Source organism: Synechococcus elongatus PCC 6301 (genome assembly GCF_000010065.1).
Classification (GTDB): domain Bacteria; phylum Cyanobacteriota; class Cyanobacteriia; order Synechococcales; family Synechococcaceae; genus Synechococcus; species Synechococcus elongatus.
Genome location: NC_006576.1, coordinates 1112113 through 1138321 on the forward strand (window position 1 = coordinate 1112113; position 26209 = coordinate 1138321).

Genomic DNA, 26209 nt, shown 5'->3' on the forward strand with positions numbered 1-26209 from the left:
CGTTTAAGGCCGATCGGGAGTTTATGTCAGACTGAGGCAGAACAATTGCCCTTAAACACTGGCTGTGACCACCGATTTAATTTGCTTGCTGATTCTGGCCCTGTGGACCCTACCGCTGAACCACATTCCCGCCATTGGACGGGCTAGCAAAGCCGGTCTGGATTGGGCCATGAGCAATCGCGATCGCCAGCCAGAAGTGCCGGAGTGGGTGGGTCGTGCCGATCGTGCCCAGCGCAATCACCTCGATAATCTGGCGATGATTGCCAGCGTGATTTTGATTGCGCAGATCACAGGCAAAGCGGATGGGACAACTGCGATCGCTTCGATTGTGCTGCTGCTAGCCCGCATCGCCCACAGCCTCACTTACCTAGCTGGTTTACCCCTACCGCGATCGCTCAGCTACTTTGTCTCTATCGCAGCCCTGCTAACCATTGTCTGGCGTCTGTTTGCCTGAACTAGTAGGCGCAAACCCGAAAATCATCCCCGACCCAACAGGCGCGATCGCGACTGGAGCGTTCGGCAATACCCCAGCGGGAATTGATGCCCTCGGGGGTCAGTCCTCGCACTTCGGCAACGCCCGGCGACAAAACCGTTACGGTAATCACCGAACGGCCAGCAATCCAATTGGACTGCAGCGAGGTCACCGTAAAGCTGCCATTCTGTCCAAACTGTTTAAAGTCGCAAGCACCGTTGAAGGTTGTGCGGCCAGCTTCTTGAATCACACAGCGGGCAGGTGTTGCTGATCCGGGCAGTGCGAAGGCTGTTGCTAGGCCTAAGCCCAAGAGGCCACTGGCCATCGATTGCATCAACCAATTTGACTTCTGCATCTTGGGTGCTGGATAGAATACCTTTGTTGTATTAGATTGCCCAGAAAGGTTCTGCGATCGCAAGCAAGACGCATTTCGATGCAATCAATGCTCTCAGCCTGAAAGGGTCAATCAAAAACAGATGTCACTGGATAGGCAACATCTGTCATTACACAAATACTCAGTTAGAGCCGATCAACTTTAACGAGTTCCCAGCTGTAGCGATCCATTACTGCTTTGATAGGCGCACATTTGTTGCTTAGTGACTCGATCAACCCAACAGCGAACTGGTTTTCCTTTTTGATTAGCTTCCGCAGTTTCTGGCAAGCTCAGCAGAATAGAGCCGGTGCTGAGCAGCGCGATCGCTGTTAGGAGTGCAGCAGTAAATGAACGGTGTTTAGTGGAAGTCATTGTTCAGAACAGAATCACTGACTTCATTACAATCACTCTTGAGCATCTGACTCCTTGTGATCTTTCAGGGCTCCTATGTGTGAGATTGATCACACATTGGCAACACAATTAATTGCAATGAGCGATCGCTATTCGATAAAGGCCGAATGATTTGAATGAGTACGGGTCCAAGCCCAGCGCTCATGTTCAGCCAACTCTGTACCAGGGCGACTCCAGCGGCGATCAGTGTGACTGAGATCAACACTCGTAAAATTCACGTCGTAGATGAAGGCATGACTGAGATCAGCCTCATGTAGATCCGCTGCTGTAAAGTCTGTGCGATAGAGAATCGCCCGCACTAAATCCGCTTGCTGCAAGCAAGCTTGGCGACAGTTAGCCTCGGCCAAGATGCTGTCGTTGAGCATCGCCCGTCGCAGATTCGAACCCACCAATTGCGCCCGACAGAGATCCGATCGCAGGAGATCGGCCCCGAGCAAATTCGCACCGCTACAGTCTGCCTCTCGGAGAATGGCACCCCGCAACCAAGCTCGCCGCAGATCCGCACCAACCAAAATCGCGCCCGTCAGATCTGCTCTCTCCAGATCGACATTGACGAGATCGACAAAGGAGAGATCCGCTTGGCGAAGATCGGGAATGACTGTTGGATTTTGCGATCGCCAGCGACTCCAGACCGCTGTGCCGCGCCGCAGAAATGCCAGATGTTCTGCATTCGCCATGACCGCTACTCCCGCGAGCGATCGCCGGGATGCTCACGTCCCGACAGGTTTTCCAGTGCTGCTACAGCAGCCCGCGAGCCAGCAATGATGTCGCGCTCCTCCCCACCCAAAAAGAGTCGCCCAAAACTGCCAATCGCACTGACTTGCAGGATGTTGATCAACGCCGCCTTTTCCGCTTCGTTGGCTGCTAGCGCTGCATAAGCCGCCGGTTGCACTTCGAGGACGTAGAGGGTTTCACCAGCCAGCAGCATTTGACCACGGCGCTGCCGGTTGATCAGCTGCGCTTGGTGAGCATCAATATTGCGGATGATTTGGCTGGAGACAATTTTGGGTTTGAGGCGATCGCGCTCCGTCAGTCCCAGAGCAGAGAGAACGGCACGTCCCGCTTCACGGACTTCGCCTTGATTACTGGCGTGGACTTCCATCAAGCCGTAGAGGCGTTCGATGAACTGCACTCCAGGCCGCACCACCGCCGCCTTGAGGGCGATGTCCATCATCCGGTTGATTTCAATACCCGGGGAGATTTCAATCCAGACCGAGGCATCCCCTGGCAGGGTCAAAAAGCCTGTGGCGACTGTACCGATATAGGAGGCGTGTTGCCGTTGCAAATTGTCGAGGTAGACGTAACTGCGCAGCTCAACGCCCAAAACAACATCCTTGTAAAGCCAAATTTGAGTCTACCGCGCAGACTCAGCCTCAATCGAGCAAGGGCGCGATCGCACTGGCAATCGCTGCGCGTTGTTCCGCGTCGTAGCCCCAGCGATCGAGAAAGTCACTAAACGGGCCTTCAGCCGTTAAACTCTGCTGCAAGTCTTGGATCTGTTGGCGCAAGCTCGGGCTCTGGAGTTGCCGCAGATGTTCTGCCGATCGCCGACTGACTCGCTGGGATTGAGCGGCCATTGCTGGGTCGGCATTGCGCTCGTGGGTCAGCCCCATCGCCGTAGACATGGCTAGATTACGCACCATCAAGTCTTCGACATAGGTTGGTTGCGATCGCAGGGCAGCAATCAAGGCAGGAGCAGGTTGATCCGCCCAGGGCTCGTCGCTCGTGAGGTAGGTGACGAAAAAGCCCCGTGCCCCATCTCGGCTGGCCACCAACCGGGCGATCGCTTCAATGACGGCATCTGTCGGCTCCAAGGCTAAAAGCTGCTGAGCCAAGGCGATCGCAGTACCAAAGTCGGGATGATCAGGGATTGTTGGGACAGAGTCTGTCATCGGTGGCAAACAGCAGGGCACTGACGTTGATCTTAGAAGGCTGACTCAGACCCTCGCCGCGCACTAGAAGGTTTCCTCTTCCGCGATCGCGGGGGGTGCAGATTCGGGATGGGGACCAATCCACTCGGGATGTTTGAAGTAGTGCAGGTGCTGCCAGCGATCGAGCACATCGTGGATTAAAACCTGCTCAAAGAAGACCTTGGCCACCACAGCGAGCGGCAAGGCCAAAATCAGACCTGCTAGGCCAAAAATACTGGCAAAAACAATCTGAGCAATCAGGGTCAAGGCCGGCAGCAGCGAGACTTGACGCGCCATAATCGTCGGCGTTAGCCAGTAGCTTTCAAGTTGCTGAATAATGATGTAAATGACCAGCACCACCCAAGCTTTCCAAGGTTCATCTAATAACACGATAGAAATTGGAAAAACAGCACTAAGTGTGGGTCCGAGGTTAGGAATTAAGTTGAGGAATCCCGCAATAATCGCATTCACCAGTGCGAGCTTGACACCGAGGATCACCAATCCTAGCCAGCTGAGAATAGCGATCGCACTGGAGCTGATTAAAATACCGAGAAACCAGTCGCTGAGGGAGATCTCGCAGGCACTGAGAACTTCATCAGCGCGGCGTCGATAGAAGGAAGGCAGTAGGCGTAGAAAAGTCTGACGATAGGCTTGGGGATTGCTGAGCATCATCAGCATCAACACGATGACTAAGAGCAGCTGAGCAGCGGCAGCCAAGGTGTTGTTAAAGATGGAAAGAAAATTGCGAGCTAACGGCCCGAGTTGCTGGGAGAACGAGCTCCAATTGCGGCGATCGCCAAAACCCTGAATCAGGTCCCGAATGGTCGAGTCGACAAAGCTGCGGGCACTGCGATCGTCACTGAAACCGGGCAAAATCTTGACGACATCCACGAGCCGCTCTTCCACCCAAGTCAGCAACTTGGCAAAGCCTTGGGGTGCCAAGCGCAGCAACTCTTGAAACTGCACTAGCAACGGCGGCAGCAGCAGAGCAATAAGCAAACCGCCGCCGATCGTGATGCCCAAGAGCGTCACCGCCAGGGAGGTCCGCCGCGACCACCGCAAACGCTGCTGCAGCTGTCGCGCCAAATGGTTAATGATCACCGCCAAGACCACGGCGGCAAACAGCAACAACATCACCTGCCGCAACTGCCAGAGAATGTAGGCGGCTGCTAGGATGCCGGTGAAACCAAGCCACTGCCCGAGGCGCATGGTCGAGAATCCTTTCCGTTGACCTCACTCAGTATGCGGCACTGTTTTGGAGGACTCACATGCAGCGGACCTGGCGATCGCCCCAAGTGTTCCAACTGCCAGCAGGCTGGCTTCAGCAGGTTCAGCAAGCTTATCCCCATGACTACGCCGAGGTGCTGGCCCAGCTGATTTGGCAACGACAACTGGCCACCCCGGCATCTCTCGCTGGCTTTCTCAATCCCGATCGCTATTTACCCACCGGCCCTGAGGCGTTTGGGGTCGAAATGGATGGGGCGATCGCGCGACTCTTACAGGCCCACGCGAATCCTGACGATCGCCTCTTGATCTGGGGGGATTTTGACGCCGACGGGCTGACCGCCACAGCAGTGCTCTGGGAAGGACTGGGTCAATACTTTCCCCAGACAGAGCGTCTGTTTTGGACGATTCCCGATCGCCTCCAGCAATCCCATGGGTTGAACCTTGAGGGACTGGAGCAGGCGATCGCCAACGGCATCACCTTAGTGATTACCTGCGATACCGGCTGTAGTGATGCGGAGCTGCTGCAATGGGCCAGCGATCGCGGCTTGGATGTAATTGTCACGGATCACCACACGTTACTCCCTGAACGGCCACCGGTTACGGCGCTGATCAATCCCCGTCAGTTGCCGACTGACCATCCCCTCGCCACTCTCTCCGGCGTTGCGGTCGCCTACAAATTAATAGAAGCGCTCTATCAAGCTCTCCCCCTAGCGACAGCACAACCCTTGGAGCATCTGCTGGATTTAGTCGCGATCGGTCTGATTGCCGATTTAGTCGACCTGCGGGGGGACTGTCGCTATTTGGCGCAGCGAGGCTTGCAGCAATTACAGCAACTGGCCCAAGTCCGGCCCCAAGCCAGTCGTCGTCCCGGCATCACCGAACTCCTGAATCGCTGCCGGGGTAGCGGCGATCGCCCGACTGACATCCGCTTTGGTCTGGGGCCACGACTCAATGCTGTCAGCCGCCTCCAGGGCAAGGCCGATCTGGCACTGCAACTCCTGACCAGCCGCGATCCAACCGCCGCTCGACGATTGGCCCAACAGGTCGAGGAGCTGAACCAACGGCGGCAGCGCTTACAGCGTGACCTGCTGCGGGAATTAGAACCCCAAATTCAGCAACAGCGCGATCGCGCCGCTCTCGTCCTAGTCGGCGAGGGCTGGCACGGCGGCCTCCTAGGGCTGGTGGCCAGTCAGGTTGCCCATCGAGAAGACAAACCGACCTTAGTTCTCAGTCTGGATCCCCCCAAGACTCAACCGCGATTGGCCCGTGGCTCGGCCCGATCGATCACCGGCCTCAATCTCTATGAACTGCTCGCCAACCAGCGATCGCTACTGCTCCGTTTTGGCGGTCATCCGCAAGCAGCGGGACTGACCCTGATCGATGAGCATCTACCCCTGCTCAGAGAAGCCCTCGAACAACGGCTCCAGCAGTATCCGCCCGATCGCAGCCAAGCGGCGATCGCGCCAGAGCTGACGGTGAGCGTAGCGGATCTCGATCGCCCCCTATTTCGCGCCCTCTATGCGCTGGAGCCTTGCGATCGCCTGCCGCAATTGGAAGTTCGGCGCTGTCGCTTGCAACGGCAGTGGCAAAATTCTGTCGGTTCCGGCCCTTATCGCCGTCAGTACTGGACCTTTCAGATCACCGATGACCGTGGCGCGATCGCCCAGGGACAATACTGGCCCGAGAGCAATGCCGAGACCTTACCCCCCGAGGGCGATCGCTGCGACCTCGTGATCGAGCTCGATCTCCGCAGCGCTGCCGGGGATCAAAACCGGAAGGAACTGGTTGCCCGTCTGCTGGCTTGGCGATTACCGCAGTCAGAGTCAGCGATTCCTATGCCTGACTTGCTGGATTGGCGATCGCAGCTGCCGGATCCAGCGATCGCAGCTCATATCCTCACGACTTGTCCTTGGAGCTGGGAAGAACTCGCCAGCCACTGGCAACAGGCGCTGCGATTGCAACAACCATTAGCGCTGGCTTACCCGCACCCCGAAGCTGAGAGTCTGGAACGAGGATGGCGGCAATGGCTGGGAATCCTGACGGCCCTAGCCCAGCGATCGCAACCTGTCCCTTGGCCTCAACTCAGTGATCACCTGGGCTGGCCCACGGCTTTGATCAGCACTGGTTTACAAGTCTGTCAGCCCTTGGGTTATCACTGGCAAGCCAGTGCAGAAGGACTATTACTTATTTGGCCGGACCGGGCACAGTTGGCTTGGCAAAGCCCCCACCTCCAACAAACCCATCAGCAATGGCAGCGACTCCTGCGAGAATGGCAGAGACGGCGACAGTTCTTTGCTGAGGCTTCCCTCAAGACGCTAGCCGCAGGCCTAAACGATCGCTATAATCTCCGCACTTCCGAGCCGGCCTAGCTTGCCTCGACCGACGGCGGAACCGCCGGGACAACTGGCACAGTTACCCTGTGAACTGTCCCAAGCTCTTGCCTAGGCTGAGCCTAGGGTTTCCCGCTTTTGGCTTCTAGGAGCCTCGACCATGTCGCTGTTCAGTCGCCTTCGTTTTTCGGTTTACGGTTCGGCTCTGCTGGCTGCGAGTGGGGCAGTCTGCATTGGGATTTCAGCAGAACATGCCCGAGCGTTGCCCTGGCAGGACAGCCCCAAGGTCGTGCTCGATCAAGCTTGGCAACTCATCGATCGCGAGTACGTCGACCCCACCTTTAATCGTCAAGACTGGCAGGCCGTGCGGCGCGAACTCCTCAGCCGCAACTACGGTTCCAATGAAGAGGCCTATGCTGCCTTGCGATCAGCTCTGCGCCGGCTCGATGACCCCTACACCCGTTTCCTAGCGCCCGAACAATTCAAAACCCTGACGGAGCAAACGGCTGGGGAAGCCTCAGGGATTGGCATCGAGATTATTCCTGACAGCAAAGATAGTCGGCCGCGGATTCAGGCCATTCTCGACAACTCACCCGCCAGCAAAGGAGATGTTCAAGTTGGCGATCGCATCTTGGCGATCGATGCCGACTCCACCCGCGAACTCACCCTCGATGAAGTTCGCAACCGCCTTCAGGGCAAGGTGGGCAGCGAGATCGACCTCAAACTGCAGCGGGGCGATCGCATTTTTTCTGTCAAGCTGACCCGCGTCCAGATTGAAATTCCCAGCGTTACCGCCGAGCTGCGGCAACATAGTGGCCGATCGGTGGGCTACATCCAGCTCCGAGAATTTACAGCTCACGCGGCGCGGGAAATGCGGACTTCGATTCGTAGTCTCGATGAGCAAGGCGCTACCTCCTACGTGCTCGATCTACGGGGCAATCCGGGCGGACTGCTCTACTCCAGCATCGAGATCGCCCGCATGTGGCTTAACAACGGCACGATCGTCAAGACCGTCGATCGCAATGGCAAATCGGAGACAATCAACGCCAACAACAGCGCCATCACCAACAAACCGCTGGCCGTCCTCGTCGATCAGAACTCTGCCAGTTCCAGCGAGATTCTGGTCGGAGCACTGAAGGATAACAATCGCGCCGTGGTCATCGGCCGCCAAACCTTTGGTAAAGCCCTCGTGCAGTCAGTTCACACCCTTGCCGATGGTTCGGGCTTAGCTGTCACTGTGGCTCACTACTACACGCCCAACGGCACCGATTTGGGTAATCGGGGTATTCAACCCGATGTCGAGGTGCGCCTCAATCAGCGGCAGCAGGCTCTGCAGCGCAGCGACCCTAGCTTCTTGGGTTCCAATCAAGACCCCACCTACGGCCAAGCGATCGCAACCCTCGAGCAGCGCACTGCCGAAAGCACGCCCAGCCCAGCGAGCTCGCCCCAGTTGAGTCAACGCCCCAGCGAGATTCGCCCTTGAGTGCACTGCTCACCGATCCCCGCTATCAAGCGGGTATTGCCCTCTTTAACCAGCGGCAGTTCTACGCTTGCCACGATGTCTTCGAAGCGTTGTGGCACGAGGCGATCGAGCCCGATCGCACTTTTTTGCAAGGCGTTTTGCAGATTGCAGTCGGGCTGCATCATCTCTCCAATAGCAACCGACGCGGTGCCACGATTCTGCTAGGGGAAGGCTGCGCCCGCCTGCAGGATTACCAACCCGACTATGCAACGGTGGATGTCAGCCACTTGCTCGCCCAGAGTCGACAGGTATTGCAAGCCCTCCAGGGTTTACCCAGCGAGGATTGCGGTGAGGCGATCGTGATCGGTTTGGGGCTGCGTGCTGGGACAGCTCCTAGCCTGCCCTGCCCTCAACTCTGTCTTCAAACGAGCGGGGTATGATTGGGGCGATCGCGCCCGCGTGACAAGGACGACAGGAATGACAGCGGTAATTCGGCGACTGATTTGGGGCATGAGCCTGTTCGCAGCGATCGCACCGGCTAGCTGGAGTTTTGCACAAACCACGAATGCGCCTGCACCGGCCCAGGCCGACCAAAGCCTGACCCTGTTCTCGGACATTCAAGAAGCGAATTCCAAAACTGGCGTCGTCACTGCCCGTGGCAATGTAGTGATTCTCTATCCCGCACGACAACTGCGAGCCACAGCGGCCCAAGCGCAGTATTTTTCACGGGAACGGCGGATTATTCTGACTGGCAATGTTTTCGTCCAGCAGGAAGGCGGCAACTCCCTCCGGGGCGAAACCGTGACCTATCTGATCGAAACCGGTAAGTTTGTAGCCCTGCCGACACCCCAAGGACAAGTGCAATCGATCTATAACCTTGATAGTGCTGAATCACCCTAGGTCGCCGCTGACCCATAAGATGGGAACGTTTGCCGAGTACCGCTGCGATCGCTGTGAAGATTCGCCTAGAAAATGTTCGGAAGTCCTACGGCAAGCGCCTGATTGTTAATCGCGTCAGCTTGTCCGTAGCCCAAGGCGAGGTTGTCGGGCTGCTCGGCCCCAATGGCGCGGGTAAAACCACGACGTTTTATATGACCACTGGCCTTGAACGGCCGGATGAAGGTCATGTCTGGCTGGATGAAACGGAACTCACCCGCCTGCCCATGACCCAGCGGGCCCGCCTTGGCATTGGCTATCTCGCCCAAGAGGCCAGTATCTTCCGGCATCTGACGGTGGTGGAGAACTTACTGCTAGTGCTGCAGCAAACTGGTATTCGGGGACGAGAACAGCGCCAGCGAGTTGAGGAACTGCTCAGCGAGTTTCGGCTTGAAAAAGTGGCTCACACCCAAGGTATTCGCGTCTCTGGGGGTGAACGTCGCCGCACCGAGATTGCCCGCGCCCTGGCTGTCGGCAGTCAGGGGCCAAAATTTTTGCTGCTGGATGAGCCCTTTGCCGGTATTGACCCGATTGCTGTGGCCGAAGTGCAGGAGATCATCGCCCGACTCCGAGCCCAACAGATGGGCATTTTGATCACCGATCACAACGTGCGGGAAACCCTGAAGATCACCGATCGCGCCTACATTCTGCGGGACGGAGAAATCTTGGCAGCCGGCTCCGCCGAAGAGTTAGCGTCCAATCCTCTCGTCCGCCAATACTATTTGGGTGAAGACTTCGTTTTCTGAGCTTCCCAGCACGCTTCGCGGCCTGTGGCGACGACCTCGGCGGTATGGCCTGAGCGTACGGGGGTTTGCAGCGAACCGCTAAACTTGGCAGCATGACTACTCCAGACCTCAGTCTTGCGTCATCCTCAACCCAGCCCAAACCCAGCTTGCGGCTGCCATGGTGGGATCGAATCTCGATCATGGACCGCTACATCCTGCGGGAAATGTTGGGGCCTTTCCTGTTTGGGGTTGGCGCCTTCACTTCGGTAGGCCTGTCGATTGGGGTCGTCTTTGAACTCGTGCGGCAAGTCACAGAAGCAGGTCTGCCCCTGTCCGTCGCGGCCCAAGTCTTCCTGCTGAAAATGCCAGACTTTTTGGTCTTGGCTTTTCCGATGTCGATGCTGCTGTCAGCCTTGATGGCCTACAACCGGCTGTCTAGCGACAGTGAATTGATTGCCCTGCGCAGCTGTGGCATCAGCAGCTACCGGTTTATTCTGCCAGGCATCTTGATGAGCATTGTGGTCACCGGTATGACCTTTGCTTTTTATGAATCGGTGGTGCCGGCGGCCAACTTTCAGGCTCAGGTGACACTGCAGACAGCACTCAACCAGACTCGGCCTCAGCTGGAAGAAAAAAACAATATTGTCTACCAGCAATTCGATCGCAAGACCTCAGAGCTCGCACGCATTTTCTATGCCCGTCGCTACGACGGTGAGCAGATGCGAGGGCTGACGATTCTGGACTTTACGCGCGGCGAACTCAGTCAGATTATTTCGGCAGAGACTGGGGTCTGGCATCCCGGAGATCAGCTCTGGGAATTTCGGAATGGCACCATTTACGGCGTTGCTCCCGACGGTTCCTACAGCGGCATCGCCACCTTCAAGTCGCAGGAATTCACAATTCCTGAAACTCCCCTGAGTATTGCTAGCCAGAGTCGCGACGAGACGCAGATGAATGCAACCCAAATCTGGCAATATCTGCGCGTGCTGCGGCAAACCAACAATACGGCTGACATCCGCAAGTGGGAGGTACGCCTGCAGCAGAAGTTAGCCTTACCCTTTGTCTGTGTTGCCTTTGGCTTAATTGGTGCCAGTTTAGGTACTGCTCCGAACCAGCGGACTGGACGCGCTACGGGCTTTGGCATCAGTGTGCTGATTATCTTTTCCTACTACCTGCTGGCCTTTGTGACAGGAGCCTTGGGCATCAATGGCACCCTGCCAACGCTACTAGCCGGTTGGTTTCCCTGGCTGTTGGGCATGGGGGTCGGACTGTACCTGCTGCGTCAGACTGCTCGCTAGATCCCGTCAGCCCTTAGGATCAAAACAATTGCGACGCTACCGCCATGAATCTGGTCAGCCTTCAGAACAGTCTGGATAACGCAACCTTTGCCATCCTGCTGCCCACCCTGCTCTGCTACTGGACAGGTGTGGCCTTCCCGAATCTGAAGGGATTGCCAGCGATCGGGACGGCGGGGATGGCGATCGCGAATCTCTGTATGGCGGCGCTACTGGGAGCACGTTGGCTAGAGGCGGGCTACTTCCCGATCAGCAATCTCTACGAATCCCTGTTCTTTCTGGCTTGGGGACTAACCGCCATTCACCTCTTGGCCGAAAAGTTGAGCGGCAGTCGCCTCGTGGGCGCAGCCACCTCACCGTTAGCGCTAGGGATTGTGGCCTTTGCCGCCTTTACGCTGCCCAAGGAGATGCGACAGGCTGAGCCGCTCGTGCCAGCGCTGAAGTCGAACTGGCTGATGATGCACGTCAGCGTGATGATGGTCAGCTATGCGGCACTGCTAGTCGGCTCTCTACTGAGCGTTGCTTTTTTGGTGGTGACCCGTGGTCAGGCGATCGAATTGCGCGGTAGTTCCGTTGGCACAGGCAGTTTCCGGCAGGTGAAGCTCAACCGAGCGAGTGACCTCACGATCGCGACTGCAGAGTCTGGGGGAAGCGGCGGTACCGCTGTCCTCGAGCAACCGGTGCTGCAGCTCGCGCCAGAGCAGCTCAGCTTGGCCGATACCCTAGACAACGTCAGCTATCGAGTGATTGGTCTGGGCTTCCCTCTGCTGACGATTGGCATCATTGCCGGCGCAGTGTGGGCCAATGAGGCTTGGGGCTCTTACTGGAGCTGGGATCCGAAGGAAACCTGGGCGTTGATCACCTGGCTCGTCTTTGCGGCCTACCTCCATGCCCGGATTACGCGGGGCTGGCAAGGACGGCGACCCGCCATTCTGGCAACCGTTGGTTTTGGCGTGGTGTGGGTCTGCTATTTGGGCGTCAACTTGCTTGGCAAGGGCTTGCACAGTTACGGTTGGTTCTTCTAACCGAACACTGAGAACGGATTCATGGCCGATCGCACGCCTGCACAAGCTGTTTTTTGTGACTTCGACGGCACAATCACGACGGAAGACACCTTTGTGCGGGTGCTGGAAGCCTTTGCGCCCGAGGCTTGGGCAGCAGTCTGCGATGACCTCTTTGCCTTTCGGATCAGCTTGCGCCAGAGCATCCGTCAGGTGATGGCGACGATTCCTTGCGATCGCCTACCGGAAATGCAGGCTTTAGTCGCCACCTATCCAGTACGGTCGGGCTTTGTCGAACTGCTGGACGATCTGGAGGCGCGAAATATTCCCTTCTACGTCGTCTCGGGGGGCCTGCGTTGTCTTGTTGAAGCAGTGCTTCATCCCTGGCGATCGCGCTTGGCGGGACTATATGCCGCTGAAGTCGATCTCAGTGGCCCAACCATTCAGGTCTACTCAGACTTTGAATCCGATCAAGAACTGGTCGCGAAAGTCCAAGTTCTCGACAAGGTCGGAGCCTCGCAAGCGATCGCGATCGGCGACTCGATCACGGACGTGAATTTAGGCATGGCTGCCGATCTGGTCTTCGCCCGTCCCCACCTAGCAGACTACCTGCGCGATCGTGGCAAACAATCACTGCCCTGGGACAGCTTCCACGACGTCCGCCAAGAACTCCAGCGCCGCTGGAGTCGTCACTAACGGGGCTTGCAGTACTGATTGTGCAGCCGCTGTACTTCCACCAGGCGATCGCTGCGGGCCTGTACCGCGTAGGCTTCAGCTTCGAGCTGCTGGCGGCGAGGATCGCGATAGCTCAAAAACGAGCGCCGTAGTTGCGGGGGTGGATCGTAGGGCAAGCCAAGCACTTGCAACTGGGTGCGTCCCGCGCAAAATTGAGCTGCGTGAACTGCCTCATGGACGAGGGTGACTTCATCCAGACCCAGTTCAAACACGACGGGATTGACCACAATCAGCCGTTCCTTGGGAGCGAAGTAGCCGTAGAGGCCCTCTCGACCAGGTTGGCGAATTTGGACGCGAAAACCAAAGCGGTTGAGGCTTTGCAATAGGGGCTGGAGTGTTGCCGACCAAGGGGACGCGATCGCGGGTTGAGAAAGCAAGGCCAAGCTGGCGATCGCGATCGCGGTGATCACTGACTTGGGAGATCGTCCCATGCTGGTCTTCTGCCCGTTCGACTGGACTGGCTTGCAGGCTAGCGCATTCCGGGCAAAAAGCCGGTGGTTAAGCGACGAATCACGCGGGTGGCAATGTCGCTGTAGTCCAACTCTCCCACCAGAATTTGCGCCATCCGTTGCGGTGCTGTCGGGCGCTTGATCCCAATCTGATAGCCGAGGTTAGGGACCCGATAGAAAACACTGGAGATCCGCTTGGCCCAGGCCATGCTGTCACCCCACTCCTGCTGGATCGTGCGGCTATAGCCAGCGAGTGCGTTGCGATCACCGGCGATCGCGCGATCGATCGCTTCGGCAGCTCGCATGCCACTCAGCAGCGCCGGACGAATGCCTTCCGCAGTGAAGGGATCGGTGAGAGAAGCGGCTTCCCCCACCAGCAGCGCTGAGCCGCGGTGCAAGGGCTGGGAGCCATCCCAAACGCAGAGCGGATGGGGAACAATGCGATCGAGGTCAGCGCTCACACCAAATCCAGCGAGATAGGTTTCGAGCAAGCCCCGAAAGTCGGTGGCATCGTTGCCGCGAAAGGTACCAATCCCGATCGAGTAGCCATCGGATTTGGGAAAGACCCAGATGTAGCCATTGCGGACTAGACCGAATTCAAAATGAGCAGTGCTGTCCGGACGGGCTGGCAGGGGCACATCCAATTCGCAGGCTTGGGCGTAGCGCCGTTTCTGACTCGGGAAACCCAGCCATTGCGCCAGCGGCCCACGGGCACCATCCGCGGCAATCAGGGTGCGACTACGGTAGGCGCGATCGCCCACGGTAACCAGCCAACCATCGCCTTCCGCAGAGACTGCCGTAACCGCCGCCCCATCCTCAATGCGGGCGCCTAAGTTCGCTGCTTGCTCGACCAAAAAATGATCGAAGCGATCGCGTCGCACCATCCAGAACGGTTCTTCGCTCGGCAATTCAGCCTCGACCGGATCGCCCAGTTTCCAAGTGAATCGGAGCCGATCGACGCCATGGTCAACCACCGATCGCAGATCACAATCAAACCAGCGAGCGACCTGAGGCGAGACGCCACCTGCACAGGCTTTCTGTCGGGGCAACTGAGCCTGCTCCAACAGCAACACTTGGCGATCGCGCCGTGCCAGATGATAAGCCGCACTCCCACCGGCGGGGCCAGCCCCAACAACAATGCAGTCCAGCATGACGGCCTAGACCGTCATAATGTCTTTTTCTTTGTCGCTCAGCAATTGTTCGACTTTGGCTGAGAATTTGTCGGTGAGCTTTTGCACTTGATCTTGTTGATCGCGGGCGTCATCCTCTGAGATTTCACCACTCTTTTCCAGCTTACGAATGCTGTCGATCGCATCGCGGCGGACATTGCGAATTGCGACCTTTCCCTCCTCAGCATATTTCGCCGCGAGCTTCACCAATTCTTTCCGGCGATCGCTGGTCAAGGGCGGAATATTGAGGCGGATGATTTGGCCATCATTGTTGGGCGTCAGGCCAATATCTGACAGCGAAATGGCCTTCTCGATCGCGCCCATACTGCTGCGATCAAAGGGCTGGATTTGTAGGGTTGAGGCGTCGGGAGTGCTGATCGAAGCTAATGACTTCAGGGGTGTCTCGCTGCCGTAGTAATCGACAACGATCTTGTCAAGCAGGGATGCATTGGCGCGGCCAGTGCGAATCGTGTTGAAGGACCGCAAAGTGGCCTCCACCGACTTTTGCATGGTGCTTTCAACGTCAGCTAACTTCACAGGAACCTCCCACGGTCGTACCAATGTCTTCACCTTGCACGGCACGGCGAATATTGCCTTCACCAAACAGGTCAAAGACCACAATCGGAATACTATTATCTTTGCAAAGTGCGATCGCCGTACTGTCCATCACGCCCAGTTCGTGATTGAGGACGTAGTTGTAGTTCAGCGTTGTGAAGCGTCGCGCTTGCGGGTTGAGTTTCGGGTCAGAATCGTAGACCCCATCCACTTTGGTGGCTTTGAAGACCACATCGGCATTGATCTCCGCTGCCCGCAAGGCTGCCGTCGTATCGGTGGTGAAGAAGGGATTACCGGTACCGGAACCAAAGATCACGACGCGACCTTTTTCTAAGTGCCGAATAGCACGGCGGCGGATGTAGGGTTCTGCCACCTCTTGCATCGCGATCGCGGTTTGTACCCGCGTCGGCACTTGGAGCTGCTCTAGCGCATCCTGCAGGGTGATGGCATTCATCACCGTAGCAATCATGCCCACGTAGTCTGCCGTCGCCCGCTCCATGCCCGCAGCTGCGCCTTTGATGCCGCGGAAGATATTGCCGCCACCGACGACGATCGCGACTTGAAAACCGTCTTGAACGACAGTGGCAATTTCCTGAGCAATCCGCTGCACGACAGCGGGGTCGATGCCATAGCTCGCGTCGCCCATTAGGGCTTCGCCACTCAGTTTGAGAAGAACGCGTTTATAGGCCATGCCCACACTTGACTGGGGTCGATGCCTCACCAGCCCCACTAACGATAGCAGTCACTGCGATCGCAACTAAAGCCAGAGATGTGAGGAGGGGATCCGGCCTTTGGTAGACTCAACTGTTGGAATCCCCAGAAGCAATCATCCGTAAGGAGTCAGGACGGCGTGGAGAAGACGATCGGTCTCGAGATTATTGAAGTTGTCGAGCAGGCAGCGATCGCCTCGGCCCGCCTGATGGGCAAAGGCGAAAAGAATGAAGCCGATCGCGTCGCAGTAGAAGCGATGCGGGTGCGGATGAACCAAGTGGAAATGCTGGGCCGCATCGTCATCGGTGAAGGCGAGCGCGACGAAGCACCGATGCTCTATATCGGTGAAGAAGTGGGCATCTACCGCGATGCAGACAAGCGGGCTGGCGTACCGGCTGGCAAGCTGGTGGAAATCGACATCGCCGTTGACCCCTGCGAAGGCACCAACCTCTGCGCCTACGGTCAGCCCGGCTCGATGGCAGTTTTGGCCATCTCCGAGAAAGGCGGCCTGTTTGCAGCTCCCGACTTCTACATGAAGAAACTGGCTGCACCCCCAGCTGCCAAAGGCAAAGTAGACATCAATAAGTCCGCGACCGAAAACCTGAAAATTCTCTCGGAATGTCTCGATCGCGCCATCGATGAATTGGTGGTCGTGGTCATGGATCGTCCCCGCCACAAAGAGCTAATCCAAGAGATCCGCCAAGCGGGTGCCCGCGTCCGTCTGATCAGCGATGGTGACGTTTCGGCCGCGATCTCCTGCGGTTTTGCTGGCACCAACACCCACGCCCTGATGGGCATCGGTGCAGCTCCCGAGGGTGTGATTTCGGCAGCAGCAATGCGTTGCCTCGGCGGTCACTTCCAAGGCCAGCTGATCTACGACCCAGAAGTGGTCAAAACCGGCCTGATCGGTGAAAGCCGTGAGAGCAACATCGCTCGCCTGCAAGAAATGGGCATCACCGATCCCGATCGCGTCTACGACGCCAACGAACTGGCTTCGGGTCAAGAAGTGCTGTTTGCGGCTTGCGGTATCACCCCGGGCTTGCTGATGGAAGGCGTGCGCTTCTTCAAAGGCGGCGCTCGCACCCAGAGCTTGGTGATCTCCAGCCAGTCACGGACGGCTCGCTTCGTTGACACCGTTCACATGTTCGACGATGTCAAAACGGTTAGCCTCCGTTAATTCCTGATCCCAAATGGCGGCCGGAGCGGTAGAACGGGTATAGCTCGATCGCTTCGGTCGTTGTTTTTCAGCGAATCCATTTGCGATCGCTTTTCAAACCCTTTTTTCGTCAACCTTCTTTAAACGCCCTCATGCATCTCGCAGTTGTCGGCCTCAGCCATCGGACAGCACCGGTTGCCGTGCGCGAGAAGCTGAGCATCCCTGAACAGCAAGTTGAAGCCGCGATTCAGCAGCTGAAAAGCTACCCACACATCGAAGAGGTGGCGATCCTCAGCACCTGCAACCGCCTCGAGATCTACTGTGTCACCCGTGCTACTGAGCCCGGCGTGCGCGAAATCACCCAATTTTTGTCTGAGCACAGCCATCTGCCCTTAGGGGAGTTGCGGCCTCACCTGTTTGTCTTACTCCATCAAGACGCCGTCATGCACCTGATGCGGGTGGCGGCAGGCCTCGACAGTTTGGTGCTGGGCGAAGGCCAGATTCTGTCCCAAGTCAAAACCATGTACAAGCTGGGGCAGCAGTACGAGGGCGTCGGTCGCATCCTCAATCGTCTGCTCAAACAGGCCGTCACCGCTGGCAAGCGTGTCCGCACGGAAACCAGCATTGGCACCGGCGCAGTCTCGATCAGTTCGGCAGCGGTGGAACTAGCGCAGCTCAAGGTCATTGCACGGGACGATCGCAGCGACGGCAACCTTGCGGGTCAGCGAGTGCTGATCCTGGGGGCAGGCAAGATGTCGCGTCTCCTCGTTCAACACCTAATTGCAAAAGGGGCTGACACGATTCAGATCCTCAACCGCACCTTGGGTCGGGCGGAAGAACTAGCCAAACAATACGGCGGTGATCTCCAGATTCAGGTTGGTCTGCTCTCGGGCTTGATGAATGCGATCGTGGAAGCAGACATCGTCTTCACCAGCACTTCAGCGACGGATCCCATCCTCGATCGCGCCAAGCTGGAGATGGTGCTGGCCCCTGAACAGCGGCTGATGCTGATCGATATTGCCGTGCCGCGTAACGTAGCTGCGGATGTGGTGGAACTGACGAGCGTTGAGTCCTACAACGTTGATGACCTACGCGAGGTCGTCGCCCAAAACCAAGAGAGCCGCCGCAAGCTAGCGGAAGAAGCAGAAGCCCTGTTGGAAGAAGAGGTCGATGCCTTCGATAACTGGTGGCAGTCTCTGGATACGGTGCCAACGATCAACTGCCTGCGCGACAAGATTGAGATGATTCGCGAGCAGGAACTCGAGAAAGCGCTGTCGCGGCTGGGCACGGAGTTTGGCGACAAACATCAAGCGGTGGTGGAAGCCCTGACTCGTGGCATCGTCAACAAAATCCTGCATGACCCGATGGTGCAGCTGCGATCGCAACAGGATATCGAAGCCCGCCGCCGGGCCGTCGATGCCCTGCAAATGCTGTTCAATCTCGATCCACAAGGACAGTTGAGTAGCTGATGGTCGTTGAATGGCTGAAATTTGCAGTTCCAGCGACTGAGCAAGCGGCGTTCCTAGCTGCCGATGCGGCGGTTTGGACGCCCCTCCTGAGCCGCTATCCGGGCTATTTGCGCAAGGAAGTTTGGCAAGATCCCAGCGATCGCGATCACCTAGTGATGGTCATTCACTGGCAAAGTCGCGAGCAATGGAAAAGTATCCCTGAAGATGTGTTGATCGAGGGCGATCGCCGCTTTCAGGCTCAACTCGGGCGTGAGTATCCGCTCGTGGAAGCGCAGGAATTTGCGATCGTTCCCCAGCCTGAGATCTGATGCAATCTGCGATCGCTGAACTCAACACCGATCGCCTCCGCCTGCGAGCTTGGCAAGAAAGCGATCGCGAACCCTTTGCGGTGCTCAATGCCGATCCAGGGGTGATGGAGCATTTCCCTGCCTGTCTGAGTCGGGCTGAAAGTGATGACCTCGTCGATCGCATCGAAGCGCATTGGCAGCAGTGGGGGTTTGGCCTCTGGGCAGTTGAACAAAAGAGCGATCGCGCCTTCATTGGGTTTATTGGCCTCAAGACTGTGCCCTTTGAAGCAGACTTCACACCAGCGGTGGAGATTGCTTGGCGGTTGGCGCAACCCTACTGGGGGCAAGGATTCGCTTCCGAAGGAGCGAAGGCTACTTTGCAATTTGGCTTTGAGCAGCTTCAGCTCGACACGATTGTTAGCTTCACCGCCGTCTGTAACCAGCGATCGCAACGGCTGATGCAACGGTTAGGGCTGCAGCAGGTGGGGACGTTCGAACATCCCGCCTTACCCGAGGGCGATCGCCTGCGGACACATGTCTTGTATCGGGGCGATCGCCAGCAATGGCAGGCTGGCCTTCTAGGCTAGAGAGAGACGATCAGCCAGAAACCAATGCGCGTTTTAGTTGTGGGTGCTACCGGCCGGACGGGGCGATGTGTTGTCGAAACGGCGATCGCAGCCGGACATTCAGTACGAGCGCTGGTGCGCAGTGCGAATCCCCAACCACCTTTGCCTGAGGGTGTGGAACTGGTAGTGGGTGATCTCAGCGATCGCGCCAGTTTGGAAGCAGCGTTAGCCGGTATGGACGCCGTGATCTCGGCCGCTGGGGCTACGCCTAACCTCGATCCCCTCGGCCCCTTCAAGGTTGACTATCTGGGAACAACTCAGCTGATTGATCTGGCCGGTGCTGCCGGTATTCAGCGTTTTGTCTTGGTCAGCTCGCTCTGTGTGTCGCGGCTGCTGCACCCGCTCAACCTGTTTTGGTTAGTGCTGTTCTGGAAGCGTCGTGCTGAGCGCTATCTCCAATCCAGCGGTCTGTCTTACACAATCGTGCGACCAGGTGGTCTGCGCAGCGATCGCACAAGGGTGCCGCTCAAACTAACCGGCCCCGATGAGTTGTTTGATGGCAGCCTCCCACGGTTGCAGGTTGCAGAAGTGGCGGTCGAAGCTTTGATCAACCCCGCTGCCGCCAACCGGATCGTCGAAATTGTGGGGGATTCCAGCCTGCCGGAGCGATCGCCCGCTGAACTCCTTAGCGCCTGATCCACCACGATGGACAAACGTCACCTTTTGGGGCTGGCAATCGGCGGTATCGCGATCGCAGGTCTGGCCTACTGGCTGGGCTCTGAACTCCTGCGCGAACTCACTCAGGCGGAAGTCTATCCAGGGCCTTGGCAAACCCAACCGCTGGCAGAGTTGGACAGCAGCTTGAGCAGCCACAACGTTCCCAACTGCCAACCCTATCGGTATCGCACCAACCAACTCGACCCCGAAATTGGGGAATATCTTGTCGCTTGCCCCACCCTAGCAGGACAACAACCGCAGGCTTATTTAGTGCTGCTGCCGCTGCAAAAAGTCGTCAGCGGTCCCTTTCCGCTTGATCCATCTCTCGCCAATGCACCTTAGCCACGCAGCCTTGGCCACCAGACTGGCGATTTCCCACCAGGAATGACGGATCAGCCTTGTCCTCGGGGTATTCCAAGAAAGTTCGCTGAGGATGAAAGCATGGATGCGAGTTTGCTGCTGCGTCAGATCACCACAGGCTATTGGGGATCGCAGGCACTGTACGTTGCAGCGAAGCTGGGCATTGCAGATCAACTGGTGAACGGGCCGCGCTCTTGTGAAGATCTGGCGATCGTCGTGGGAGCCAAGCCCGAGGTCTTGTATCGATTACTGCGAGCTCTAGCCAGTCTAGGCATTTTCACTGAGGTCAGCGATCGCCAGTTTGCGTTGACGCCTGCGGCAGAACTGCTGCGATCGGGCACGGCTGGATCCCTGCGGAATCTGGTGATGATGTTCGGCGAAGAGCACTACGTGGCTTGGGGCGAGCTGCTCCACAGCATCCAAACCGGTGAGAATGCCTTCGAGCATCACTATGGTGCGCCGGTGTTTGCCTACTATGCTCAGCACCCAGCTTCCGCCGACATTTTCAACGGGGCGATGTCGGATATGTCTCGCCCAGATACAGCCGCCGTACTATCCAGCTATGACTTTCAGGGCATCCGCTGCCTGGTCGATGTGGGCGGCGGCCATGGTCAACTGCTCTCACAGATTTTGGCGGCTTATCCCGACCTCACGGGGATTCTCTACGATCAACCCGCCGTGGTTGCGGGTGCCGACAGTGTTTTGGCAGATGTGAGCGATCGCTGCGAAGTGGTCGGCGGTGATTTCTTTGCATCTGTGCCGGCTGGTGGTGACGCCTACCTGCTCAAGCACATCATTCACGACTGGGATGATGCTGACTCCCTCAAGATTTTGGCGAATTGTCGTCAGGTGATGCAGCCCGGCGATCGCTTGTTACTGCTCGAACAGGTGGTGCGGGCTGGCAATGAGCCCAACCTGGCCAAATGGCTGGACTTGAACATGTTGGTGATGACTCAAGGCGGCCGCGAACGCACCCAAGCAGAATTTGCAACACTCTTAGCCGATGCCGGTTTCCAGCTCAGTCAGATTCACGGCACCGCGAGCGAAGTCTGCATCATCGAAGGCCGAGCGATTTAAGATCTTGCCGATATTGAATCGATCAACAAGGTTAGGGTGTTTTTTCCTGATCCGTTTAGCCTTAACCCCGCAGCCAACACCGGACAGTTTTACCCGTGCGATCGCAATTCAGCCGATCGAGTCTCACCCGAAATCTTGTTGCGGGGGGAACTGGAGGAGTCGAGTCCCCCATCGTGCGTGCGGTGGGAGTACGCAGTCACCCCTACGGATAGAGGCTGTTAAAACCACACCAAGCAACCCCAAAGTTGTCCTAATTTAATTGCGGACTGCCGCGGCTCAAGGACTTTGGAGCGTGGCTACGAACTGCTCGATCTGCTGTTGATAACTGCCCAAGGTTTGCTCCACCCACTGGTGATCTTGGGCGTTGGCATAGAGATGGATCAGCGGATAGCTGGCGTCTGGTAAGACCAGCAGCCATTGATCGCCGCGATCGCCCTGAATCCGCAAGCCCTCCTGAAAGTTGAGGCGATCGGGCTCATGGCTTTCGAGGAGTTGCCGCATCAGGGTCCCTAGTAAATTGCGCGGGCAGCTCAGGGTTAGGTGGCGATGGGCAATACTCGGCAGTGACTCCACCCACTGGGACAGCGATCGCGATTGGCGATCGAGTCCTTCAATCAGCCGAGCAATGCCAAATATGGCATCAAAGCCAGCGTGCATCTCTGGAAAAATGAAGCCCAACTCGCCACTACCACCGAGGATGACATCCGGTAGATTGCGGCAAGCAGCCATCAATGCCGTCGGAGTCGGTCGACAACGATGCACGCGCCCGTGATAGCGCCAAGCAGTCTGATCTACAGCGCTGGAACTGGTCATCGGCACCACCACTGTGCCTCCCGGTCGCCGCAACCAACAGATTTCTGCCATCAAAACGGTCAGCTGTTCATGGTCCAGCGCCATTCCCTGCTCATCGACCAAGGTAAAACGCTCACCATTGGCCGCCACTTGCACGCCACAGTTAGCCTTAATCGCACTGACAACTTGGCCCATCTGCTCCAATAGAGACTGGCGTTCGTTTTCTGTGGGCGGTTGCTGGCGCAGGCTGGCATTGAGAATGACGGCATCGCAGCCAAACTCACTCAGCAGGAGCGGCAAAACCGCCCCCGAGACGGAGTAGGCGTAGTCGATCACAATTCGGTTGGGCGATCGCAGCAGCAAGTCGCGATCGAGGCGATCGCAAAACAACTGGCGGTAGAGCGGCAGGGTTTCGCTGACGGTGATCATCGTGCCGAGATCCTGCATGGGGACACGGCGCAAATCCTCCTGAAAGAACGCCGCTTCAATCCGCCGTTCTAAGGCGCGATCGACGGTCAAACCCTCGCGATCCAAAAACTCGATTAGGACATGGGTGGGCCAGAGTGGATCGAGACGGACATGGATACCGCCCACCACCGGCAACCGCGCCAGCATCGAGCGAGCGATCGGCACTGCTGCCGCTTCGAGGTTGCGAATCGTAATGCCCGTGGACATCAAGCCTGCAATCAGAGATCGCGTCACCATTTGCGAAATACTGCGCTGGTCGCGCGAGACCGTGACACTGCTACCGGGCGGTATGGTTGAGCCGTAGGCGACGCCCAACTTGACGGCAAACTCCGGCGTGATATCGACGTTGGCGATACCGCGCACACCGCCATCACTAAATAGGCGACGGCGGGCACTAGTTGCCCAAATCAAATTGAGGTTGACGATCGCGCCTGCTTCAATTTGCTTGCGGGGCCAAATCCGCACTTCGGCCTGAACCTGTGCTTCTTCTTGGAGACGACAGCCGCTGCCGATGACTGCACCCTCATGAATTTGCACATGGCGCTCCAGACGCACCCCATCCGCCAGCACACAGCCCTCGAGGTGCGATCGCTGCCCAATTTGCACCCGATTCCAAACCACTGCACGATCGAGGCAAGCGCCAGCCTCAATCCGGCTTTCATCCCCGATTACCGTGCCAGCTTTGAGCTGCACCTCCTCGCCGATGTAACAGTGCTGACCAATCCAAAGGGGGGGTTCTAGCTGCGCACTACTGGCGATCGTGGTGCCCTCACCAACATAGATACCGGGCCGCCACTCCATTTGATTGGCTTGCAGTCGCACCCGCCCCAGCAAAGCATCGAGCTGCGCCCGTTGATAGGCCTGACGGTTACCGATATCACACCAGTAGCCCTGATCGACGTAGCCCGTTACTACTTCTCCGGCAGCCAAAAGACGCGGTAGAAGATGGGTAGCAAAGTCTGAGGGCTCATCCAGGGGCAGATAGTCCAGGGCTTCGGGTTCAAGAATGTAAAAGCCGCTGTTGACGGTGTCAGAAATTAGTTCACTGGCATCTGGTTTTTCAATCAGACGGATAATTCGTTGCTGGCGATCGCAGACAACGCAACCAAATTCAAGAGGCTGATCCACCCGAGCCAAAATCACCGTCGCGATCGCTTGCTGTTGGCGATGCCAAGCCAACGCTGCTGTCAGATCAAAGTCGCTCAGGCAGTCGCCACTGGCAACAAGAAAGGTCTCCTGCAGTTGACTAGTCAGGTTTTTGACGCTGCCCGCCGTCCCCAAGGGGCGATCGGCTTCGAGGATGTAGCGCAGGTCAACCCCCCAGTCCTGTCCCTCTTGGAAGTACTGCTGGATCGTCTCGGGGCGATAGTAGAGCGTTGCCAGAATTTCTTGATAACCATGGCGGTGCAGCAGTTGCAGAATATGGGCCGCGATCGGGCGATTGAGGATCGGCACCATCGGTTTGGGGCGATCGCAGGTCAAGGGTCGTAACCGCGTTCCCAGTCCACCCGCGAGTAAAACAGCGCGCATAATCTCTGCAGTCTTTTTGGCAAAGTGCCCGCCCTCAGCCAAAAATCCTATGATCGGGGCAAGACCAGAGAGAAATTGCAATGACCGGCTTGCTCTACCTCGGATTAATCCTGTATCTCATTGGTGCTTGGCGGTTCTGGGTTGGCTTTGGGAAAACCCACTTCAGCAGCAACCGAGCGATTTTGACTCTGCTCTGGCCACTGTTGCTGGTCAGTCAGTCCTTCCGCCAGAACTTCCGTCGCGCTCTCAAGGGTTAGAGCGATGGCGATCGTAGACCCTTGGCAAGACCGCTGGCAGACTGTTGCTCGTCGCTACAGCCGCGAGTATCGGCGCGAAGCCCAACCGCTACCAGATGACCTCGAGTCGTTGGCGATCGTCCAAACCTGGCGAGCAGGTCAGCTCCAGAACCAAATTGGTTCCGCTTTTTGGGAGTTAGCGCAACCCGGTAAAGGACAGGCTTGGCTGGATTTAGGCTGCAGCCTCAGCTTCTTGGTCTACCCTTGGCGTGATTGGCAGGCTAGCTTTTCAGGACAGGATATTTGTCCCGAAGCTTGTGAAATCCTGCGGCAGCGGGGGCCTCAGCTCAACTCCAAACTGTTCAAGGGCTGCCGCCTCGCCCCTGCCCACCAACTCGACTACCCTGATCGCAGCTTTGATGGCGCGATCGCGACGGGAGTCAGCGCCTATTATCCGCTCGACTACTGGGCTGAAGTTCTGACCGCAGTTCAGAAAGTGCTCAAGCCGGGTGGCCAGTTCCTATTTGATGTCATCAATCCTGAAGCCGCGATCGCAGAGGATTGGGCCATCCTTGAAACCTATCTGGGCGCGCCGGTTGAGCTGGTCGATCTCGATCAGTGGCGACAGCTCTGCCGCGATCGCGGAGCGCGCATCCGTGCCGAATCAGCCGGGCCACTTTTCCAACTCCTGCGCATTGATTGGCCCAAGGGCTAGCGGTTGCCTGCGATAGCGAAAGAAGAGAATCAACAACTAGCAGCTCGCTCTACAGTTGCTGCAGAGCGATTGCTCAGGTGAGCTAAGCTGGGGGCTCAAATGGATGGGTGATTTACATGAAGACGAAACCCACAACACACAGGACAAATAACCAGACACGATCGCAACAAACTCGCCAGTCAACCGGGCGATCGGGACCATCTGGGCTGGAAGCGATCGCTCCACCTGCTATGGCGACTTATATCTATCGGTTACACCCCCGCGATCGCATTAATCTAATTCGACGGGGAGTTCCCGCCACTTTGGTTGTGCAAACGGAGCAACAACTAGGGCTAGCCAGACAAGGCGTTTGCCAGATGTTGGGGCTATCAGTCTCAACGATCAAGCGGCGTCTGACTCAAAATCAGGCGTTGACTGCGGATGAGACCGAGCGATTGCTAGCGCTGCAGCAGTTGATTGGTCAGGTCGAGGCGATCATTGCAGAAGCGGGCGAGCCCAGTGGATTTGATGCGGCGCAGTGGGTTGGGGAATGGCTGATGACGCCGAATCCGGCCCTGGCGGGGCAAAAGCCAGCGGAATACATGGATACGGCTGAGGGACGGCGGCTGGTTTCGCAGGCGATCGCCATGATGCGCAGCGGAGCTTATGCGTGAGTGCAGCGATCGACACGATCTCCGTTTGGCGCATTGCTGTAGAAGGCCGGGACTATAGCGCTGAGGATCGATCGGGCAAAGGGGCAGCACTGACCGGTGGCCGCTGGAATCGGGAGGGGCTGCCGGTGCTGTACACGGCGGAGAATATCGCGTTGGCCTGCCTAGAGACTCTGGTGCATTTGGGACCGAGTCTACCTTTGAATCGCTACTTGGTGCAGATTGAGCTAGAGGCGCAGGACTGGGAGGCACGAACGGTTTTCGATCCTAAGCAGGGAATTGGCTGGGATGCGGAACCGTATGGGCAAACATCACTGGATTGGGGCAGTCGCTGGCTCGAAAGCCAAGGGTAGTTGCTGGCGGTAGTGCCGTCAAGTTTAGTGCCGGAGGAGTCGAATATTTTGATCAATCCGCGTCATCCGCGC

At 57.4% G+C, this 26209-nt stretch carries 30 protein-coding genes; 20 read left to right on the top strand and 10 right to left on the bottom strand.

Annotated elements, in window-relative coordinates; translation table 11 throughout:
* Nucleotides 1-64: 64 nt before the first annotated feature.
* Nucleotides 65-454: an MAPEG family protein gene (locus SYC_RS05300; RefSeq protein WP_011243310.1), complete on the top strand. Its 390-nt coding sequence runs from the start codon at nt 65-67 to the stop codon at nt 452-454.
* A 1-nt stretch (nt 455) separates the two neighbouring features.
* Here the strand turns inward: SYC_RS05300 and SYC_RS05305 are convergent, their stop codons facing one another.
* The 5 genes from SYC_RS05305 to SYC_RS05330 form a co-directional block, all read right to left on the bottom strand.
* Nucleotides 456-827, bottom strand: coding sequence for a hypothetical protein (locus SYC_RS05305; protein ID WP_011377608.1), 372 nt, complete (start codon nt 825-827; stop codon nt 456-458).
* Nucleotides 828-1345: 518 nt separating this feature from the next.
* On the bottom strand, nt 1346-1933 hold the full coding sequence (locus SYC_RS05315; protein WP_011243311.1) for a pentapeptide repeat-containing protein: 588 nt from the start codon (nt 1931-1933) through the stop codon (nt 1346-1348).
* Nucleotides 1934-1938: 5 nt separating this feature from the next.
* A complete protein-coding gene (locus SYC_RS05320) occupies nt 1939-2580 on the bottom strand; it encodes a hypothetical protein (protein ID WP_011243312.1) in 642 nt (213 codons plus the stop codon).
* 49 nt (nt 2581-2629) lie between these two features.
* Complete coding sequence (locus SYC_RS05325; RefSeq protein WP_011377607.1) at nt 2630-3148, bottom strand: hypothetical protein; 519 nt, start codon at nt 3146-3148, stop codon at nt 2630-2632.
* Between the two features lie 63 nt (nt 3149-3211).
* Nucleotides 3212-4375: an AI-2E family transporter gene (locus tag SYC_RS05330; RefSeq protein ID WP_011243314.1), complete on the bottom strand. Its 1164-nt coding sequence runs from the start codon at nt 4373-4375 to the stop codon at nt 3212-3214.
* A gap of 59 nt (nt 4376-4434) precedes the next feature.
* Here SYC_RS05330 and recJ point away from each other — a divergent pair, with 59 nt between their 5' ends.
* From recJ to SYC_RS05370, 8 genes are all read left to right on the top strand, one after another.
* A complete protein-coding gene (recJ, locus tag SYC_RS05335; RefSeq protein ID WP_011243315.1) occupies nt 4435-6762 on the top strand; it encodes a single-stranded-DNA-specific exonuclease RecJ in 2328 nt (775 codons plus the stop codon).
* 121 nt (nt 6763-6883) lie between these two features.
* Nucleotides 6884-8206: a S41 family peptidase gene (locus tag SYC_RS05340; RefSeq protein WP_011243316.1), complete on the top strand. Its 1323-nt coding sequence runs from the start codon at nt 6884-6886 to the stop codon at nt 8204-8206.
* On the top strand, nt 8203-8625 hold the full coding sequence (locus SYC_RS05345; RefSeq protein WP_011243317.1) for a DUF309 domain-containing protein: 423 nt from the start codon (nt 8203-8205) through the stop codon (nt 8623-8625). The genes SYC_RS05340 and SYC_RS05345 overlap by 4 nt, the downstream gene beginning before the upstream one ends.
* A gap of 37 nt (nt 8626-8662) precedes the next feature.
* The gene (locus SYC_RS05350; RefSeq protein ID WP_011377605.1) at nt 8663-9085 is read left to right on the top strand and encodes an LptA/OstA family protein; all 423 of its coding nucleotides are present in this window, start codon (nt 8663-8665) and stop codon (nt 9083-9085) included.
* A 53-nt stretch (nt 9086-9138) separates the two neighbouring features.
* Nucleotides 9139-9867: an LPS export ABC transporter ATP-binding protein gene (gene lptB, locus SYC_RS05355; protein ID WP_011243319.1), complete on the top strand. Its 729-nt coding sequence runs from the start codon at nt 9139-9141 to the stop codon at nt 9865-9867.
* Between the two features lie 179 nt (nt 9868-10046).
* Complete coding sequence (locus SYC_RS05360; RefSeq protein WP_231621348.1) at nt 10047-11144, top strand: LptF/LptG family permease; 1098 nt, start codon at nt 10047-10049, stop codon at nt 11142-11144.
* 44 nt (nt 11145-11188) lie between these two features.
* A complete protein-coding gene (gene ccsB, locus SYC_RS05365) occupies nt 11189-12166 on the top strand; it encodes a c-type cytochrome biogenesis protein CcsB (protein WP_011243321.1) in 978 nt (325 codons plus the stop codon).
* A gap of 21 nt (nt 12167-12187) precedes the next feature.
* Nucleotides 12188-12838: an HAD-IB family phosphatase gene (locus tag SYC_RS05370; RefSeq protein ID WP_011243322.1), complete on the top strand. Its 651-nt coding sequence runs from the start codon at nt 12188-12190 to the stop codon at nt 12836-12838.
* Here SYC_RS05370 and SYC_RS05375 read toward each other — a convergent pair.
* The 4 genes from SYC_RS05375 to pyrH are packed head-to-tail and all read right to left on the bottom strand — an operon-like array spanning nt 12835 to nt 15741.
* The gene (locus tag SYC_RS05375) at nt 12835-13308 is read right to left on the bottom strand and encodes a hypothetical protein (protein WP_011243323.1); all 474 of its coding nucleotides are present in this window, start codon (nt 13306-13308) and stop codon (nt 12835-12837) included. The genes SYC_RS05370 and SYC_RS05375 overlap by 4 nt on opposite strands.
* A 38-nt stretch (nt 13309-13346) precedes the next feature.
* Nucleotides 13347-14477 carry a geranylgeranyl reductase family protein gene (locus tag SYC_RS05380; protein ID WP_011243324.1) on the bottom strand — a complete coding sequence of 377 codons (1131 nt, stop codon included), beginning with the start codon at nt 14475-14477 and terminating at the stop codon, nt 13347-13349.
* Between the two features lie 6 nt (nt 14478-14483).
* The gene (frr, locus tag SYC_RS05385) at nt 14484-15032 is read right to left on the bottom strand and encodes a ribosome recycling factor (RefSeq protein WP_011243325.1); all 549 of its coding nucleotides are present in this window, start codon (nt 15030-15032) and stop codon (nt 14484-14486) included.
* A complete protein-coding gene (pyrH, locus tag SYC_RS05390; RefSeq protein ID WP_039755415.1) occupies nt 15019-15741 on the bottom strand; it encodes a UMP kinase in 723 nt (240 codons plus the stop codon). Before pyrH ends, frr begins: the two co-directional genes overlap by 14 nt.
* Nucleotides 15742-15900: 159 nt before the next feature.
* On the opposite strand from pyrH, the gene glpX reads away from it, so the two are divergent.
* The 7 genes from glpX (at nt 15901) to SYC_RS05425 (ending at nt 21393) form a co-directional block, all read left to right on the top strand.
* Nucleotides 15901-16938 carry a class II fructose-bisphosphatase gene (gene glpX, locus SYC_RS05395; RefSeq protein WP_011243327.1) on the top strand — a complete coding sequence of 346 codons (1038 nt, stop codon included), beginning with the start codon at nt 15901-15903 and terminating at the stop codon, nt 16936-16938.
* Nucleotides 16939-17069: 131 nt separating this feature from the next.
* The gene (locus SYC_RS05400; RefSeq protein WP_011243328.1) at nt 17070-18386 is read left to right on the top strand and encodes a glutamyl-tRNA reductase; all 1317 of its coding nucleotides are present in this window, start codon (nt 17070-17072) and stop codon (nt 18384-18386) included.
* Entirely contained in the window at nt 18386-18694 is a 309-nt protein-coding gene (locus SYC_RS05405) for a TIGR03792 family protein (RefSeq protein WP_011243329.1), read from the top strand. The genes SYC_RS05400 and SYC_RS05405 overlap by 1 nt, the downstream gene beginning before the upstream one ends.
* Entirely contained in the window at nt 18694-19260 is a 567-nt protein-coding gene (locus SYC_RS05410; protein WP_011243330.1) for a GNAT family N-acetyltransferase, read from the top strand. The genes SYC_RS05405 and SYC_RS05410 overlap by 1 nt, the downstream gene beginning before the upstream one ends.
* A gap of 24 nt (nt 19261-19284) precedes the next feature.
* Nucleotides 19285-19935 (top strand): SDR family oxidoreductase, encoded by a 651-nt coding sequence (locus tag SYC_RS05415; protein ID WP_011243331.1) that lies wholly within the window; start codon nt 19285-19287, stop codon nt 19933-19935.
* Nucleotides 19936-19944: 9 nt separating this feature from the next.
* On the top strand, nt 19945-20298 hold the full coding sequence (locus SYC_RS05420; protein ID WP_011243332.1) for a hypothetical protein: 354 nt from the start codon (nt 19945-19947) through the stop codon (nt 20296-20298).
* 99 nt (nt 20299-20397) lie between these two features.
* Nucleotides 20398-21393, top strand: a complete 996-nt coding sequence (locus tag SYC_RS05425; RefSeq protein WP_011377602.1) for a methyltransferase — start codon at nt 20398-20400, stop codon at nt 21391-21393.
* A 276-nt stretch (nt 21394-21669) separates the two neighbouring features.
* Here the strand turns inward: SYC_RS05425 and SYC_RS05430 are convergent, their stop codons facing one another.
* Nucleotides 21670-24183, bottom strand: coding sequence for a mannose-1-phosphate guanyltransferase (locus tag SYC_RS05430; RefSeq protein ID WP_011243334.1), 2514 nt, complete (start codon nt 24181-24183; stop codon nt 21670-21672).
* Between the two features lie 80 nt (nt 24184-24263).
* On the opposite strand from SYC_RS05430, the gene SYC_RS13980 reads away from it, so the two are divergent.
* The 4 genes from SYC_RS13980 (at nt 24264) to SYC_RS05445 (ending at nt 26137) form a co-directional block, all read left to right on the top strand.
* A complete protein-coding gene (locus tag SYC_RS13980; protein ID WP_011243335.1) occupies nt 24264-24440 on the top strand; it encodes a hypothetical protein in 177 nt (58 codons plus the stop codon).
* 4 nt (nt 24441-24444) lie between these two features.
* A complete protein-coding gene (locus SYC_RS05435; protein WP_011243336.1) occupies nt 24445-25134 on the top strand; it encodes a class I SAM-dependent methyltransferase in 690 nt (229 codons plus the stop codon).
* A gap of 116 nt (nt 25135-25250) precedes the next feature.
* On the top strand, nt 25251-25787 hold the full coding sequence (locus SYC_RS05440; protein ID WP_011377601.1) for an antitoxin Xre-like helix-turn-helix domain-containing protein: 537 nt from the start codon (nt 25251-25253) through the stop codon (nt 25785-25787).
* Nucleotides 25784-26137: an RES family NAD+ phosphorylase gene (locus SYC_RS05445; RefSeq protein ID WP_011243338.1), complete on the top strand. Its 354-nt coding sequence runs from the start codon at nt 25784-25786 to the stop codon at nt 26135-26137. The genes SYC_RS05440 and SYC_RS05445 overlap by 4 nt, the downstream gene beginning before the upstream one ends.
* The last annotated feature ends 72 nt before the right edge of the window (nt 26138-26209 follow it).

Bases quoted from the DNA above. Each gene is read 5' to 3' on its own strand.
- SYC_RS05305 (WP_011377608.1), bottom strand. From the start codon at position 827: ATGCAGAAGTCAAATTGGTTGATGCAATCGATGGCCAGTGGCCTCTTG.
- SYC_RS05315 (WP_011243311.1), bottom strand. From the start codon at position 1,933: ATGGCGAATGCAGAACATCTGGCATTTCTGCGGCGCGGCACAGCGGTC.
- SYC_RS05325 (WP_011377607.1), bottom strand. From the start codon at position 3,148: ATGACAGACTCTGTCCCAACAATCCCTGATCATCCCGACTTTGGTACT.
- SYC_RS05330 (WP_011243314.1), bottom strand. From the start codon at position 4,375: ATGCGCCTCGGGCAGTGGCTTGGTTTCACCGGCATCCTAGCAGCCGCC.
- recJ (WP_011243315.1), top strand. From the start codon at position 4,435: ATGCAGCGGACCTGGCGATCGCCCCAAGTGTTCCAACTGCCAGCAGGC.
- SYC_RS05340 (WP_011243316.1), top strand. From the start codon at position 6,884: ATGTCGCTGTTCAGTCGCCTTCGTTTTTCGGTTTACGGTTCGGCTCTG.
- SYC_RS05350 (WP_011377605.1), top strand. From the start codon at position 8,663: ATGACAGCGGTAATTCGGCGACTGATTTGGGGCATGAGCCTGTTCGCA.
- SYC_RS05360 (WP_231621348.1), top strand. From the start codon at position 10,047: ATGGACCGCTACATCCTGCGGGAAATGTTGGGGCCTTTCCTGTTTGGG.
- ccsB (WP_011243321.1), top strand. From the start codon at position 11,189: ATGAATCTGGTCAGCCTTCAGAACAGTCTGGATAACGCAACCTTTGCC.
- SYC_RS05370 (WP_011243322.1), top strand. From the start codon at position 12,188: ATGGCCGATCGCACGCCTGCACAAGCTGTTTTTTGTGACTTCGACGGC.
- SYC_RS05375 (WP_011243323.1), bottom strand. From the start codon at position 13,308: ATGGGACGATCTCCCAAGTCAGTGATCACCGCGATCGCGATCGCCAGC.
- SYC_RS05380 (WP_011243324.1), bottom strand. From the start codon at position 14,477: ATGCTGGACTGCATTGTTGTTGGGGCTGGCCCCGCCGGTGGGAGTGCG.
- pyrH (WP_039755415.1), bottom strand. From the start codon at position 15,741: ATGGCCTATAAACGCGTTCTTCTCAAACTGAGTGGCGAAGCCCTAATG.
- SYC_RS05400 (WP_011243328.1), top strand. From the start codon at position 17,070: ATGCATCTCGCAGTTGTCGGCCTCAGCCATCGGACAGCACCGGTTGCC.
- SYC_RS05405 (WP_011243329.1), top strand. From the start codon at position 18,386: ATGGTCGTTGAATGGCTGAAATTTGCAGTTCCAGCGACTGAGCAAGCG.
- SYC_RS05410 (WP_011243330.1), top strand. From the start codon at position 18,694: ATGCAATCTGCGATCGCTGAACTCAACACCGATCGCCTCCGCCTGCGA.
- SYC_RS05415 (WP_011243331.1), top strand. From the start codon at position 19,285: ATGCGCGTTTTAGTTGTGGGTGCTACCGGCCGGACGGGGCGATGTGTT.
- SYC_RS05420 (WP_011243332.1), top strand. From the start codon at position 19,945: ATGGACAAACGTCACCTTTTGGGGCTGGCAATCGGCGGTATCGCGATC.
- SYC_RS05425 (WP_011377602.1), top strand. From the start codon at position 20,398: ATGGATGCGAGTTTGCTGCTGCGTCAGATCACCACAGGCTATTGGGGA.
- SYC_RS05430 (WP_011243334.1), bottom strand. From the start codon at position 24,183: ATGCGCGCTGTTTTACTCGCGGGTGGACTGGGAACGCGGTTACGACCC.
- SYC_RS13980 (WP_011243335.1), top strand. From the start codon at position 24,264: ATGACCGGCTTGCTCTACCTCGGATTAATCCTGTATCTCATTGGTGCT.
- SYC_RS05435 (WP_011243336.1), top strand. From the start codon at position 24,445: ATGGCGATCGTAGACCCTTGGCAAGACCGCTGGCAGACTGTTGCTCGT.
- SYC_RS05440 (WP_011377601.1), top strand. From the start codon at position 25,251: ATGAAGACGAAACCCACAACACACAGGACAAATAACCAGACACGATCG.